At 68.8% G+C, this 15052-nt stretch carries 11 protein-coding genes; 8 read left to right on the top strand and 3 right to left on the bottom strand.

Annotated features, from left to right (window positions below):
* Positions 1 to 116 precede the first annotated feature (116 nt).
* The 6 genes from mihF (at position 117) to AC5RV3_RS02205 (ending at position 6255) form a co-directional block, all read left to right on the top strand.
* Positions 117 to 434, top strand: coding sequence for an integration host factor, actinobacterial type (gene mihF / locus AC5RV3_RS02230; RefSeq protein ID WP_494120735.1), 318 nt, complete (start codon positions 117 to 119; stop codon positions 432 to 434).
* Positions 435 to 446: 12 nt separating this feature from the next.
* Complete coding sequence (gene gmk / locus AC5RV3_RS02225) at positions 447 to 1019, top strand: guanylate kinase (RefSeq protein WP_494120734.1); 573 nt, start codon at positions 447 to 449, stop codon at positions 1017 to 1019.
* A 41-nt stretch (positions 1020 to 1060) separates the two neighbouring features.
* On the top strand, positions 1061 to 1324 hold the full coding sequence (gene rpoZ / locus AC5RV3_RS02220; RefSeq protein WP_493977538.1) for a DNA-directed RNA polymerase subunit omega: 264 nt from the start codon (positions 1061 to 1063) through the stop codon (positions 1322 to 1324).
* Between the two features lie 24 nt (positions 1325 to 1348).
* Entirely contained in the window at positions 1349 to 2632 is a 1284-nt protein-coding gene (locus tag AC5RV3_RS02215) for a bifunctional phosphopantothenoylcysteine decarboxylase/phosphopantothenate synthase (protein WP_494120733.1), read from the top strand.
* Positions 2633 to 2899: 267 nt separating this feature from the next.
* A complete protein-coding gene (gene metK, locus AC5RV3_RS02210; protein ID WP_494120732.1) occupies positions 2900 to 4105 on the top strand; it encodes a methionine adenosyltransferase in 1206 nt (401 codons plus the stop codon).
* 5 nt (positions 4106 to 4110) lie between these two features.
* Complete coding sequence (locus AC5RV3_RS02205) at positions 4111 to 6255, top strand: primosomal protein N' (protein WP_494120731.1); 2145 nt, start codon at positions 4111 to 4113, stop codon at positions 6253 to 6255.
* On the opposite strand, the gene AC5RV3_RS02200 is transcribed toward AC5RV3_RS02205, so the two are convergent.
* From AC5RV3_RS02200 to AC5RV3_RS02190, 3 genes are all read right to left on the bottom strand, one after another.
* Positions 6177 to 7706, bottom strand: coding sequence for an HNH endonuclease (locus tag AC5RV3_RS02200; protein WP_494120730.1), 1530 nt, complete (start codon positions 7704 to 7706; stop codon positions 6177 to 6179). The genes AC5RV3_RS02205 and AC5RV3_RS02200 overlap by 79 nt on opposite strands.
* Positions 7707 to 8486: 780 nt before the next feature.
* Entirely contained in the window at positions 8487 to 9572 is a 1086-nt protein-coding gene (locus AC5RV3_RS02195) for a glycosyltransferase family 4 protein (RefSeq protein ID WP_494120729.1), read from the bottom strand.
* Entirely contained in the window at positions 9569 to 10447 is an 879-nt protein-coding gene (locus tag AC5RV3_RS02190; protein ID WP_494120728.1) for an alpha/beta fold hydrolase, read from the bottom strand. The genes AC5RV3_RS02195 and AC5RV3_RS02190 overlap by 4 nt, the downstream gene beginning before the upstream one ends.
* A 432-nt stretch (positions 10448 to 10879) precedes the next feature.
* Here AC5RV3_RS02190 and glpK point away from each other — a divergent pair, with 432 nt between their 5' ends.
* Together glpK and leuS are read left to right on the top strand one after the other, a co-directional pair.
* Positions 10880 to 12394 carry a glycerol kinase GlpK gene (glpK, locus tag AC5RV3_RS02185; protein ID WP_494120727.1) on the top strand — a complete coding sequence of 505 codons (1515 nt, stop codon included), beginning with the start codon at positions 10880 to 10882 and terminating at the stop codon, positions 12392 to 12394.
* A gap of 164 nt (positions 12395 to 12558) precedes the next feature.
* Entirely contained in the window at positions 12559 to 15048 is a 2490-nt protein-coding gene (gene leuS, locus AC5RV3_RS02180) for a leucine--tRNA ligase (protein WP_494120726.1), read from the top strand.
* Positions 15049 to 15052: the final 4 nt, after the last annotated feature.

Here is a 15052-nt window from a genome sequence, read left to right as displayed (position 1 = left end):
GACAGCCGGGCGTGGCGGCTGCCCTGAGCCGCGGTGTTGCGGTTCTGGTAAGTTCAATTCATGCCCAATGTGCCCGCCCGGCATCTTGTCCGCGGGCCGGATTGTCTGGAGGAGCTGTGGGTCTTCGACCGCTGACGGAGAGCGAACGCACCACCGCCCGGCTGAAAGCGACGGCCGCCCGGGTCGAACGTGCGGAAATCAAGGCCAAAGTGAAATCCGGCGCCATGACCGTGGCCGAGGTGATCGAGGCGGCCGCGTCGATGGAATCGGTCGGCCGGCTGCGCGTGGCCGAACTGCTCGAATCGTTGCCGGGCATCGGACCGGTCCGCGCCGCCGCCATCATGGAGACGGTCCGCATTGCGCCCAGCCGCCGGCTGCGCGGGCTCGGCATCCATCAGCGGCGAGCCCTGATAGACCACTTGAAATCCCAGTAACAGATGGAAGATATGTCCGACAAACCCCGCCTGACCGTTCTCGCCGGCCCCACGGCCGTCGGCAAGGGCACCGTTTCCACCTATATCCGCGACAATTACCCCGACGTCTGGCTGTCGGTATCCGCCACCACCCGCGAACCGCGGCCCGGTGAGCAGGACGGCGTCCACTATTTTTTCGTCGGCCCCGAAGAGTTCGACCGGCTGGTGGCCGCCGGCGACATGCTCGAGTGGGCCTTGGTGCACGGCCGGAACCGCTACGGAACGCTGCGGCGCACCGTGGAGGAGGCCATGGCAGACGGCAAATCCGTGCTTTTGGAGATCGACCTGCAGGGCGCCCGGCAGGTCAAGGAGTCCATGCCGGAAGCCACGTTCGTGTTTTTGGCCCCGCCCAGCTGGGAGGAAATGGTCCGCCGACTGGTGGGCCGCGGCACGGAAACACCCGAAGAACAGCAGCGCCGGCTGGAAACCGCTAAACTGGAACTTGCTGCCGAGCCCGAGTTCGATTTCACCGTCGTTAACGACGATGTCCAGCGGGCGGCAGACGAGCTCGTTTCATTGATGGGACTTGTCCCGCACCCGCGCTGAGCGGGTACAGAGAACACGTCCCGGAACCCATTGGAGATTTAGTGTCGACCAACCTCGAAGGCATCATCAACCCGCCGATCGACTCCCTGCTGGAAGCAACGGATTCGAAGTACGCGCTGGTGATTTACGGTGCCAAGCGTGCCCGCCAGATCAACGCCTACTACTCGCAGCTGCACGAAGGCCTGTTCGAGTACGTCGGCCCGCTGGTGGACACCAAGCTGAACGAGAAGCCGCTGTCCATCGCACTGCGCGAAATCAACGAGGGCCTGCTGGTCAGCAAGCCCGTCGAAAAGGCCGCAGAGTAACCAGCGTCTAACACCGGGGCAGGCATGCGGATCATTTTGGGCGTGGGCGGCGGCATCGCCGCCTACAAGTCGGCATCCCTGCTTCGGTTGTTTAAGGAAGCCGGCCACGACGTGACGGTCATCCCGACCGACGCCGCCGAAAAGTTCGTTGGCCGTGCCACCTGGGAAGCCCTTTCCGGCAACCCGGTGAGCAACAGCGTGTTCGATGCCGTCGAGTCGGTCAACCACGTCCGCCTCGGCCAGGAAGCGGACCTCGTAGTCGTGTGCCCGGCCACCGCGGATCTGCTGGCACGCGCCGCCGCCGGCCTGGCCGGCGACCTGCTCACCAACACGCTGCTGGTGGCCACCGCACCCGTGGTCTTTGTGCCGGCCATGCACACCGAAATGTGGCAGCATCCGGCCACCGCGGCGAACGTGGCCATGCTGCGCAGCCGGGGCACCACGGTGATGGACCCGGCCGTAGGCCGCCTGACCGGCAAGGACACCGGCCCCGGCCGGCTGCCCGAACCGGCGGAAATTTACGATTTCATCGCCGCGGGCCTCGCCGACGGAACTTTGAAACCCCGGACGACGGCGGAGGCCGGCTGGGCGCCGGAGGACTCGGCCGTGCCCGGGCTCGCGGCTCCGGAACCCGGTCCGCTGGCCGGGAAGCGGGTCCTGGTCACTGCTGGCGGCACCCGCGAACCGCTGGACCCCGTGCGCTTCCTGGGCAACCGGTCCTCCGGCAAGCAGGGCGTGGCACTGGCCCGCGCCGCCGCGGCTGCGGGAGCGGAGGTCGAACTGATCGCCGCCCACCTCGAGGTGGATATTCCGGACGGGATCAAGTCCAGCTCGGTGGAGACCGCCCTGGACCTGCGCGAGGCGACTCTCGAAGCGGCGGCGCGCTCCGACGTCGTCATCATGGCAGCCGCCGTGGCGGATTTCCGGCCGGCGGAAGTGACCGACACCAAGATCAAGAAGCGCGACGACGCCGAGGACCCGGTGATCACGCTGGTGCGGAATCCGGACATCCTGGTGGAGGTCGTGCAGCAGCGCGGCTCCGGCGAGGCGCCGCTGATCGTCGGTTTCGCGGCGGAGACCGGCGACGACCGCGGCGACGTGCTCGACTACGCGCGCAGCAAACTCGAACGGAAGGGCTGCGACCTGCTGGTGCTCAACCGCGTGGGCCGCGACCTGGTGTTCGGCCAGGACGACACCGAGATCACGGTGCTGGCACGCAGCGGCGTCGAACCGCAGACCCACCGCGGCAGCAAAGACAGTGCGGCGGCCGTGGTCATCGAGCGCATCACCGCCGAACTCTCCGGCTGACGCTGCTTCCGGGCATCCGGGCTGACACTGCCTTCAGGCTGACGCCGGCTCCGGGTTGACACTGCCTCAGGGGCGACACTGGCTCCGGGCTGCCACTGCTTGTGCCGCTTGGGGGGGAGCGGAAGACGCGTCTTCTTCATCTCCCTCATGCCGCGGTAACCGGACCACCCGTTACCCCCTGTGTACTACTGTTTCGCTCCATGACCGGGCCTTCGGGGCCGCGTCTACAGTTCCGTGGCGGTCCCCGCCAGCAAGTAAGGTATGTCTGTGACTTCTTCTGACAGCAATCTGCGGCTCTTCACGTCCGAGTCCGTGACCGAAGGCCATCCGGACAAGATCTGTGACCAGATTTCCGACGCCATCCTCGACGCCCTGCTGCGCGAGGATCCCGAGTCGCGGGTAGCCGTAGAGACGCTGACGACGACCGGTCTGGTACATGTGGCCGGCGAGGTCACCACTCAGGGCTACGTGGAGATCCCGCAGATCGTCCGCGATACCATCCTGGAGATCGGCTACAACTCCTCGGACAAGGGGTTTGACGGCGCGCGTTGCGGCGTCTCGGTTTCCATCGGCCAGCAGTCGCCGGAGATCGCCTCAGGGGTCTTCAACTCCTTTGAAACCCGCGAGGGGACCGGTATCGACGCGCGCGATGCCCAGGGCGCCGGCGACCAGGGCATCATGTTCGGCTATGCCAGCGACGAGACCGACGTCCTGATGCCCGCACCGATCTGGCTCGCGCACCGGCTGTCCGAGCGTTTAACCGAGGTGCGGAAGGACGGGACGTTGCCGTATCTGCGGCCGGACGGCAAGACGCAGGTGACCGTCGGTTATGACGGCGACAAGCCGGTGTCCGTCGACTCGGTCGTGATTTCCAGCCAGCATGAAGGCGGCGTGGACCTGGAACATCTGCGTGCGGACCTCGCCTCGCGCGTGATCGAGCCGGTGCTGGCGACCAGCTCCCTGGACGCCACCAACGTGCGCTACATCCTCAATCCGGGCGGCGACTTCGTGATCGGCGGGCCGGTGGGCGACGCCGGGCTAACCGGACGCAAAATCATCGTGGACACCTACGGTGGCATGGCCCGTCACGGCGGCGGCGCGTTTTCCGGCAAGGATCCGTCTAAGGTAGACCGTTCCGCCGCCTATGCCATGCGCTGGGTAGCCAAGAACGTGGTGGCCGCGGGACTGGCCCGTCGTGCCGAGATCCAGATCGCGTACGCCATCGGGATGGCGCGGCCTGTCGGCATTTACGTGGAAACGTTCGGAACCGAGACCGTTGATCCGGCGCGCATCGCCCAGGCGATCGAGGAAGTCTTCGACCTGCGTCCGCTGGGCATCATCGACGACCTGGAGCTCAAGCGGCCCATCTACAAGCAGACCGCGGCACACGGCCATTTCGGCCGTGAACATGCCGACTTCACCTGGGAGCGGACCGACCGGGCGGACGCACTGCGCAGCTACTTCAACGCCTGAGCCTGATGGGCCCTGATCCGCACCAGCTGAGCCTGCTGCAGGGCTTCGGTGCCCCCAAGCAGGCGCCGGGCACTTCGCCGGCGGCGGCGACCGATCCGGTGGCCCGGGTGCTGATCGAAACGGCGCTGCCGCATCTGGACCGGATCTTCGATTATCTGGTGCCTGAGCAATTGGACGCCGACGCTGTTCCCGGCGCGCGGGTCAAGGCCCGGTTCGGCGGCCAGGAAATGAGCGGGTACATCACCCGCCGCACGTCCGAGGTGCCGGAAGGGGTCAAGCTGGCCCCGTTGGCCAAGGTGGTTTCCGCGCAGCCGGTGCTGACCGAGGAGCTGCTCCGGCTGGCCACGTCGGTGGCCGAGCGATATGCCGGAAACGTCAGCGACGTACTGCGCGCCGCCATCCCGCCGCGCGTCGCCAAAGTGGATAAGGAATTCGCCGCCCGGGCGACCGACGCTGCGGCAGCGGAGGCCAAGCCGGCCGTGGATGCCCACGCGGCTACCACCGTCGCCACGGATGCCGCGGCTACCGCCGCACCTTCGGCTGCCACCGCTGCTACTGCCGACCCGGCAGCTACGGCTGAGGCGGAGCAGGCCTTCGCCGGTTATGACGGCGCCGGCGTCTTTCTGGCCCAGCTGGCGTCGGGCGCCGCTCCGCGGGCCGTTTTGGCCAGCCACAAGTCCTATGGCCCTGCCTCTTGGGCAGCCCAGGTAGCGCACGCCGTGGCGAGCGTACGGCAGAGCGGCCGCGGCGCCGTCGTCGTTGTTCCGGACGCCAAAGACCTGGCGCGGCTGGAAGCCGAATTGGAGCGCGTCCTCGGCGCGGACCAGTTTGTTCGCCTGACTGCCGAGGACGGGCCGACGCCGCGCTACCGGAACTACCTGCGGTTGCTGCATGGCGAGGTGTCCGTGGCCGTCGGGACGCGCTCGGCCGCCTTCGCCCCGGTGCAGGATCTGGGCCTGGTGGCCATGTGGGACGACGGCGATGACCTGCTGCTGGAGCAGCGTTCCCCCTACCAGCATGCCCGCGAGGTGTTGTTGCTGCGCACGGCGCAGGCCGGCTGCGCGGCCCTGTTCGCCGGTGTCTCGCGGAGCGGCGAAGCACAGCGGCTGGTTGAGAGCGGCTGGGCGTCGGCGCTCACGCCCGCCCGGCCGTTCCTGCGCCAGGCGACTCCGCGCATCCTCAACACCGCGGATTCGTTCCAACAGGAACGCGATCCCATGCTGCGCCATGCCCGTCTGCCGCAGGCCGCGTGGCGGGCCGCCAAGGAAGGCCTGGAACGCGGACCGGTGCTCGTGCAGGTGGCGCGGACCGGCTTCTCACCTGCCCTTGCCTGCCAGGACTGCCGCACGCCCGCCAGATGCACCGACTGTAACGGGCCGCTGGCGCAGCCGGGGCGCGCGGCGGCTCCGGCTTGCCGGTGGTGCGGTCGGTTGGCCACGAACTATTCCTGTCCCGAATGCGGGTCCCACAGGCTCCGTGCCTCTGCGGTCGGCGCCCTGCGTACCGCAGAAGAACTGGGACGTGCGTTCCCGGGGGCGACGGTCGTGTCTTCTTCGGGGGAACACATCAAGTCTGCGGTCGAGTCAAGGAAAGCCCTGGTGGTGGCAACACCGGGAGCCGAGCCGGTGGCGCCCGGTGGATACGCGGCCGCGTTGCTGCTGGATGGCAACGCCATGCTCAGCCGCGAGTCCCTTCGCGCACCCGAAGACGTGCTGCGCCGATGGTTCCGCGCGGCATCGCTGGTGCAGCCGGCGTCGGAAGGGGGGCTGGTGGTAGTCACCGCCGATCAGGATGCCGTTGTGGCGCCCTTGGTTCGGTGGGACCCCACCGGCGCCGCAGCCAGGGAGATGCAGCTGCGGCGCGCGCTTCAGCTCCCCCCGGCCGTGAGGATCGCCGCCCTGACAGGGAAGCCCTCAGGCATTGAAGCTTTCATGGCGGGTTTTGAGCTCAGCGGCAGCCTTCGCAGCGTCGGACCCGTTGAGTTGCCGGCCCGATCGGGGGAGATCAGTGAGCACCGCCTGCTGCTGTTCTTCAGCTATCAGGATGGCGCCCGCGTGACTGCTGCGCTCCGTCACCGCAAGGCGGCGCTGTCCGCCAAGCGCGTCCCCGACCCGGTACAAGTGCGCTGCGACGGGACTGACCTGCTGTAACCTTCCGGATGCGCGGTCCGGCTCCGGGCGCGGGGCGCTTGGGTTGCGTCTGAACCAAGTGACGGCGTGCCTGGTAGTGGTGGCGGGGTCGAGGTGTAGGTGTGTCCGGTGGGGGTGGTGGTTTCGACCGTGTGGTGTGGTCCTTCGAGCGTGCGGGAGGACCAGCCTTCGGCTTCCTTTGACTGGTTGCATTGCTCGCACAGTCCCTGCCCGTTGGCCATGGTGGTTTTACCGCCTTGTGACCAGGGCACGATGTGGTCGATGTGCCGGATCGGGGCGTCGCACCAGGGCCTGCCGCAGACCGCGTCGCGGGCGAGGATCATCCGGCGCATCCCGTCGGGGAACTTCCGGGCGGCCGAGTCCATCCCCAGCAGTTGCCCGGTCCCGGGGGCGGTGTAGAGGCGGCGGACCCAGATGTCCTCCACACTGTGTTGTTTCAGCACTTTGGTGCGGTGGGCCTGTTCGCGGGCGGTCTTCCAGCCCGGCTCGGTCCCGGCCGGCGGCGCCTTCAGCCCGGTCCGGCCGGGCGGGCTGGCTTCGGTGTCGGCTTCGGGTGTGTGTGCCGTGGCCGGCGGTTGGTGCGGCGGCCGGGTGAGGTCGCGGGCGTAGCGGGCCGGGACGATGCCGTAGCCGGTCAGCCAGGCCGGTTCGGCCTCGCCGCGGAGCAGGGCGCGGTCGGTCATCACCAGCTGGATTTCCAGCCGGGCCGGGTCTGCGGTGCTGCGGCCGGTGACGCGTTCGAACACGGTGTCGGCCATCATCTGGCCGCGGGAGCGGGGGTCTCCGCTGTTGCGCAGCCGGTCCGCTTCCCGGTGCAGGGCGGCCATCACCGCCACGCCCTGGACCACCGGCAGCAGGGTCCGGACCGAGACCATGGTGTCCGGCTCCGGGCGGGAGGAAACGTGCCGGTCCGCTTCGGCCTTCGCTGCCCGGTCCACCACCGAGCCCGGTTCCAGCTGGTAGGCGAGGCGTTTGGCTTCGGCCCGCAGCGCCCTGTTCCCGAGCCCGTGCAGCCGCTCCCGGTTCCCGGCCAGTTCCCGGTCCACCCGGGCGCGGTGCTCCGGGGCCAGGCAAACGGTTTCCTGGGCCAGGATCTCGGCCCGGTATTCGTTCAGGTGCCCCGCGGCCAGGGCGGCCAGGGTGTGCGGCATCTGCCCGACCAGGGTCCGGGACAGGTTCAGCAGGACCGCGGCCCGGTGCGGGGACTCGCCCCGGGCCAACCCGATCTGGGCGGCCACCCCGGCGCCCTGCCGGTCTTTGGGGATCCCGGCGGCGGCCCGGCGGGCACGGACGGACTTCTCCAGCGCGACCTGCACCCTGGCCTGCGCCGCCGCGGCGGCAGCCTTCAGGCCCTCCAGCGCGGTGAGCTCTTCGACCAGTTCCGGGCCCGGCGCGTCCAGATCAATGCCCTCCAAGGCAGCGGCGGCGGCGCGAACGGCGGCAGACCCCACCGAACCCGCGCCCGGGCGTCCGGCGTCCCGCCTCGAACCGCTGCCGGCAGCCGGTGCTGCGACAGACGGTCCTGTTGCGGGCGACGCGGGCAGTAGCGGGGCAGACGATGACGCGGCAGACGATGCTTCAAGCCTGGCGCGGGCAGGCGGTCCTGCGGCGGGAGGTTCGGATACTGCCGGATCAAACATCTCAGCGTCTCAATCTTCAGCATGCGTGCTGCATGGCCTCGAATACGAGCGGTCGCGAACCCTGAACGGATCCGCGGACGCCACCGGCAAACCCACACCCGGCGGCCAACGTTGGTGCTGAACTGGTACTGAAAACAGACTATGCGCCGCCACTGACAGTTTCGGAGGACGCAGCCACCACCACTTCGGACGAGGCAGCCACCGCCACCTACAGCAGCACGGCAACCGGGGGAGCGGCCCTGACCGAAGGCGGCCACGTCAAGGTGAAGTCCATGGTGGAGTGCCCCTGACCGAAGGCGGCCACGTCAAGGTGAAGTCCATGGTGGAGTGCCCCTGACCGAAGGCGGCCACCTCAAGGTGAAGTCCATGGTGGAGTGCCCCTGACCGAAGGCGGCCACCTCAAGGTGAAGTCCATGGTGGAGTGCCCCTGACCGTAGGCGGCCACGCCAGGCGGACGTCCACCGCAGCAGCTCCACCGGCTCGCAAGGCCGCCACATCAGTGCCCCGGATCTACCGGGTCTGTCCGGCCTGTGGGCAAAGTTCTGGCCTACTGCAGGGCACACATCCCCGGCCTTGAGGACCGGCCACCAACTACCGGGACCGGCTCCGCCGTCGTTCCAACACTTCCTCGGCGGCGGCGACCAGTTGCTTGGCCGACTCGTTCCAGTCATATGCCGCGGCTCGGCGGATGCTGGCCTCCGACGCCGCGCGGAAGACACCGGGCTGGTCCAGCGCTGCCACGGCCGCCGCGAAGTCGGCGGGCTCATCCGGGTCCACCAGCGTGACGGCGCCGCCACCGACCTCACGGAAGATCGGAATGTCGCTGGCGATCACGGGCGTCCCGGCGGCCATGGCCTCGATCAGCGGCAGGCCGAAGCCCTCGTCGCGGGAGAGGGTGACCAGCGCTGTGGCCCGTTGCAGCAGTTGCTGATATCCGGCGTCGGAAATCCCGTTGTGGAAGACCAGCCGGCGAGGGTCGACGGCCCTGGCCCCCAGCTCGGCCTGCCGGTCCGGACGCACCGGGCTGAGCAGATGGAGCTCGTAGTCGGGCAGCAGCGCCATGGCGTCAATGATGGTTTCCACGTTCTTGTACGGCATGAACGAGCCCATGTAGAGCAGGGTCTTGTCGCGGCCGCCAGCCGGATTGCGCGGCGCTCCCTGCGGCTGGGCGGCATTGGAAACAATCCGGATCGGCCTGCGGGTGAGCCGGTGACGTTCCATCAGCGCCCGCGTGGTGTGGCTGATGGTGGCCACCGTGTCCGCACGGTTTAACAGGAGACGCTGCGGCCAGTAGGCCTTGTGGTAGAGCCGCCAGAGCCACTGCACCGGCTTGGGCAGGAAGCCCGGCGGCTTGGGGTGCGAGTAGTAGATCAGGTCGTGCAGGGTCAGGATGAGCCCGTACGTGCGGCCGAAACTGCCCATGGTCTGCATCGGGCAAACGACGACGTCGGCGCCCAGCTTGTTCACACGGCGCGCCACGAAGAGTTCGGCGGGGGAGAGCGGACTGTTGATCTTGACCCAGCGCACGTCGGGCAGGAACTGCAGCTGCCGCTCGTCGCTGATCAGCATGCGCACGTCCGCCAGCCGGGAAGTGGCTTCGATGAGGCTGGCGCCGTAGCGGCTGATTCCGTCCAGCTGGTCGGTGCGGGTGAACCGGGCGTCAATCAGGAGTTTCATGCACTCATTCCGTCGATGAAGTCCCGGATGAAGGCGGCGGCCGCTGCCGGGGTTTCGTAATGGATCAAATGCCCGACGGCGGGGATCACTTCGAGCCGGGAGTCCGGGATCATCGCCGCGAGCCTGCGCTGGCTGGCCACGGAACCGATGTCGTCCCGTTCGCCGGCGATCAGGAGGACCGGCAGGTCAAGCAGGCCGGCGACCTGCGCTACATCGGCGGAGATGGACGCCCGGAAGGCCTCCAGCACCACCCGCCGGTTCGCGAAGGCGCTGAAGTAGGCGTCGTGCTGCCCGTGGATGTAGGCGCGCAGCTGCGGGTCGCGGGTCTTCGCCATCATGATGCTCATGCCCCGGACGACCAAGGGGTTGCGCAGTAGCCAGAGGCCCAACCGCTCGGGCAGCTTTGCCCCGGCGAAGTAGTAGAACCCGGCGAGACGGGAGGGGATAGCTTTGGGACCCTGCAGCGCGGGTTCGCTGATCGGGTTGACCAGGATGGCCGCCCGGAAGCTGCCCGGATGCGCCGCCAAATAGTGGCTGACCACGATGGACCCGAAGGAGTGTCCCAGGACGTAGGTGTCCGGGCCCAGCTCCAGTGCGCCGGCCAGGCCATGCAGAAACCGGGCGTAGCCCTCGATTCCGTGGGTGCCGGCGGCCAGCGGCTCCGATTCGCCGAAGCCGGGCAGGTCGGGGGCGATCACGCGGTAACCGGGCAGCTGTCCGACCACCAGTTCCAACCCGTGGTGATCCCCGCGGAACCCGTGGATGACCAGCAGGGTGGGCGCACCGTCGTCGTCGGCGGGATATTCCCAGTAGCGCACCCGGGCGCCGTCGAGCAGAATTTCGCGGCGCACCGCGCGGTCGGCAACGGCGGTCACGCCAGGCTCGCTCCTGATTTCATGCCTTCGACTCTACCGACCCGCGGGCGCGTTGCCGCGCAGCGCGGCCCATGTTGCCCAGGCGGGGGTCCAGCACCGGGGGACCCGAACCGCGGGCCGGCACCGGGGGACCGGAACCGCGGGCCGGCACCGGGGGACCCGAACCGCGGGCCGGCACCGGGGGACCGGAACCGCGGGCCGGCACCGGGGGACCGGAACCGCGGGCCGGCACCGGGGGACCGGAACCGCGGGCCGGCACCGGGGGACCCGAACCGCGGGCCAGCACCGGGTGCCCGCACCGAGGTCCGGCACCGGGGCGGGCCACACGGCATGTCGCCGGCAGCGGTCGCTCGATTGACGCTGCACTGCGCCGCCGGTTAGGTTCAACAGCAGCCGGGCACTGAAGCCCGGACCGGAGCGTGGAGGGCTGAGATGGCGGAGTTCGTGCTTTCGATCGACCAGGGGACCACCTCCACGCGCGCGATCATTTTCGACCACAAAGGCACACCGGTCTCTACCGGCCAGCGGGAGCACCGGCAGATTTTCCCGCAGCCTGGCTGGGTGGAACACGACCCGCTGGAAATCTGGGACAACACCCGCGAGGTGGTGGGCACGGCGCTGTCCCGGGCCAGCCTGACCCGGCACGACATCGCCGCCGTCGGCATCACCAACCAGCGCGAGACGACGGTGGTGTGGGAGAAGAGCACGGGCCGGCCGGTGTACAACGCGATCGTCTGGCAGGACGTGCGCACGCAGCAGACCTGCGACGAACTGGCGGCCGACGGCGGCGTGGACCGCTTCCGCGAACAGACCGGCCTGCCGCTGGCGCCCTACTTCTCCGGGACCAAGCTGGCCTGGATCCTGCGCAACGTGGACGGGGCGCGGGAACGGGCCGAGGCCGGCGAGCTGCTGTTCGGCACCACCGACAGCTGGGTGCTGTGGAACCTGACCGGCGGGCCTGACGGCGGCACGCACGCCACCGACGTCACCAACGCCTCCCGCACCCTGTTCATGGACCTGCGCACGCTGCAGTGGGACCAGGAGATCCTGGATGCCTTCGGCGTGCCGACCGTGATGCTGCCGGAGATCCGCTCATCGTCCGAGCCCTATGCAACCGTGCACGGCTCCCAACTGCTGCGTCACGTCCCGGTGGCGGGCATCCTCGGCGACCAGCAGGCGGCCGCGTTCGGGCAGGCGGCATTCAACCCCGGCGAGGCCAAGAACACGTACGGCACGGGCTGCTTCGTGCTGGTCAACACGGGCGAGGAGATCGTCAGGTCATCGCACGGACTGCTGACGACCGTGGGCTACCAGCTGGGCAAAGCGGCGCCGCACTACGTGCTGGAGGGGTCGATCGCCGTCGCGGGGTCGCTGATCCAGTGGCTGCGCGACAACCTGGGCCTGGTGTCGTCCGCGCAGGAGGCCGAACAACTGGCGGGCACGGTCGAGGACACCGGCGGCTGCTACTTCGTGCCCGCGTTCTCGGGCCTGTTCGCCCCGTACTGGCGGCAGGACGCCCGCGGCGCACTGGTGGGCCTGACCCGGTTTGTGACCAAGGCGCACATCGCCCGCGCCGCGCTGGAGGCCACGGCCTTCCAGACCCGGGAAGTTTTGGACGCGGTCAACGCGGACGCCGCGGTGCCGCTGACCGGTTTAAAGGTCGACGGCGGGATGGTCGCCAATGATGCGCTGATGCAGTTCCAGGCGGACATCCTGGGCGTTCCCGTGAGGCGGCCGCAGGTCACCGAGACCACGGCCCTGGGAGCGGCCTACGCCGCGGGCCTCGCCGTCGGATTCTGGGAGGACACGGACCAGTTGGCCCGGAACTGGGTGCAGGACAAGGTGTGGGAGCCGCAGATGCCCGCGGAAGAGCGGGAACGCAGGCTGCGTTTGTGGAAGAAAGCGGTCACCCGGACCTTCGACTGGGTCGACGACGATGTCCTGTGAACGTGCGGTAAAGTGGTCGCATGTTCGCACTGCTCCTTAGCTAGCCGCTGCCGCGGGGCCCAGGCCCTGCTTCAGCGGCCCGCCCCTCCGATGCCGAGGGGCTTTTGTGTGTCTAGGGGAGTCAGGTTAGTGCGCAGTACAGACAAGAGGACGAGGCAAGCACAGTGAGTACGCAGCCGGGAACGGAACAGCACGAGTACAGTTTCTCCGCCATGGAGGCCAAGTGGCCGGCCGTGTGGGAGGAACTTGATGTCTTCGCTCCCGCCGACGACGGTTCCCGAGAACGCCGCTACGTGCTGGACATGTTCCCCTACCCCTCCGGCGACCTGCACATGGGCCACGCCGAAGCCTTCGCCATGGGCGACGTGGTGGCCCGCTACTGGCGGCTGAAGGGCTACGACGTCCTGCACCCGATCGGCTGGGACTCCTTCGGCCTGCCGGCCGAGAACGCCGCAATCAAGCGCAACGCCCACCCCAGCGAGTGGACCTACGCCAACATCGACACCCAGGCGGCGTCCTTCAAGCGCTACGCGATCAGCGCCGACTGGTCGCGCCGGCTGCACACCTCCGACCCGGAGTACTACCGCTGGACCCAGTGGCTGTTCCTGCGGTTCTACGAGCGCGGCCTGGCCTACCGCAAGAACTCCCCGGTCAACTGGTGCCCGAAGGACCTGACCGTGCTGGCCAACGAACAGGTGGTCAACGGGGCATGTGAACGCTGCGGCACGCCCGTGACCAAGAAGAGCCTGAATCAGTGGTACTTCAAGATCACCGATTACGCCGACCGCCTGCTGGACGACATGGACGAGCTCAAGGGCCACTGGCCGGAGCGCGTGCTGGCGATGCAGCGGAACTGGATCGGCCGCTCCGAGGGCGCGCACGTCCGTTTCACGGTGGAGGAAGCGGGCGGACGCCCGGCCCAGGACGTCACGGTATTCACCACCCGCCCCGACACCCTGAACGGCGCCACCTTCTTCGTGGTCGCGGCCGACGCGCACCTGGCGCTGGACCTGGTGGCCCCGGAGCACCACGATGCGCTGATGGCCTACCGGGAGCAGATCAAGGCACTCTCCGACATCGAGCGCCAGTCCACCGAACGCGAGAAGACCGGCGTGTTCCTGGGCCGCTACGCGATCAACCCGCTCAACGGCGAAAAGCTGCCGGTCTGGGCTGCCGACTACGTGCTGGCAGACTACGGGACCGGCGCCATCATGGCCGTCCCGGCGCACGACCAGCGCGACCTCGACTTCGCGAAGGCCTTCGACCTGCCGGTCCGCGCCGTCGTCGACACCGGGGAAGGGGACCCGGCCGAGACCGGGATCGCCACCAGCGGCGAAGGCACCCTGATCAATTCCGGCGAGCTGGACGGCCTGTCCAAGACCGAAGCCATCGCCCGCGCCATCGACCTGGTGGAGGCGGCCGGCACCGGCGAGAAGACCGTGAACTTCCGGCTGCGCGACTGGCTGCTGTCCCGGCAGCGGTTCTGGGGCGCGCCGATCCCGATCGTCCACTGCGACGAGTGCGGCGAGGTCCCGGTTCCCGATGACCAGCTGCCCGTGCGGCTGCCCGACGACCTGCGCGGCGAAGCCCTGTCGCCCAAGGGCACCTCGCCGCTGGCCTCTGCCGCGGACTGGGTCAACACCGACTGCCCGAACTGCGGCAAGGCCGCCCGCCGGGACACCGACACCATGGACACCTTCGTGGATTCGTCCTGGTACTACCTGCGCTTCGCCTCCCCGGACTACGCCGAGGGCCCGTTCGAGAAGGACGCCGCGGCCCGCTGGCTGCCGGTGGACCAGTACGTCGGCGGCGTCGAGCACGCCATCCTGCACCTGCTCTACAGCCGGTTCTTCACCAAGGTGCTCAAGGACATGGGCCTGATCGATTTCGACGAGCCGTTCCGTGCGCTGATGAACCAAGGCCAGGTGCTCAACGGCGGCAAGGCGATGAGCAAGTCGCTGGGCAACGGCGTGGACCTGGGCGAGCAGCTGGACAAGTTCGGCGTGGACGCCGTGCGCCTGACCATGATCTTCGCCTCGCCGCCCGAAGACGACGTGGACTGGGCGGACGTTTCCCCCTCCGGCTCGGCCAAGTTCCTGGCCCGCGCCTGGCGGCTGGGACAGGACGTCGCCTCCGCTCCGGGCACAGAGTACGACGACGGCGACCGCGCCCTGCGCTCGGTCACCCACCGGACCGTTGCCGACGCCGCCGAACTGCTCGACGCCGGCAAGTTCAACGTGGTCATCGCCCGGCTGATGGAGCTGGTCAACGCCACCCGCAAGGCCATCGACGCCGGACCCGGTGCCGCCGACCCGGCCGTCCGCGAGGCCACCGAGGCAGTGGCCATCATCTTGAGCCTGTTTGCCCCCTACACCGCGGAGGACCTCTGGGCCCGGCTGGGCCACGAACCGTCCGTGGTCAAGGCGTCCTGGCCGGCCGTGGACCAGTCCCTGCTGGTGCAGGACACCGTGACGGCCGTGGTGCAGGTGGCCGGGAAGGTGCGCGACCGGTTGGAGGTGGCAGCCGACGTGGACGCGGACGAGCTGGAGAAGCTCGCCCTGGCCTCGCCGCAGATCATTCGGACCCTTGACGGCCGCGGAGTGCGCAAGGTGATTGTGCGCGCGCCGAAGCTGGTCAACATCGTGCCGGCCTGACCGG

The sequence above is a fragment of the Arthrobacter sp. Y3221114 genome (assembly GCF_059092625.1).
The sequence above is the reverse complement of the archived record's forward strand: the minus strand, read 5'-3'. Positions and strand labels throughout refer to the sequence as shown.

Excerpts from the sequence above, each read along its gene's own strand:
- AC5RV3_RS02215 (WP_494120733.1), top strand. The coding sequence starts at position 1,349 with ATGCGGATCATTTTGGGCGTGGGCGGCGGCATCGCCGCCTACAAGTCG.
- AC5RV3_RS02205 (WP_494120731.1), top strand. The coding sequence starts at position 4,111 with ATGGGCCCTGATCCGCACCAGCTGAGCCTGCTGCAGGGCTTCGGTGCC.
- AC5RV3_RS02195 (WP_494120729.1), bottom strand. The coding sequence starts at position 9,572 with ATGAAACTCCTGATTGACGCCCGGTTCACCCGCACCGACCAGCTGGAC.
- glpK (WP_494120727.1), top strand. The coding sequence starts at position 10,880 with ATGGCGGAGTTCGTGCTTTCGATCGACCAGGGGACCACCTCCACGCGC.
- gmk (WP_494120734.1), top strand. The coding sequence starts at position 447 with ATGTCCGACAAACCCCGCCTGACCGTTCTCGCCGGCCCCACGGCCGTC.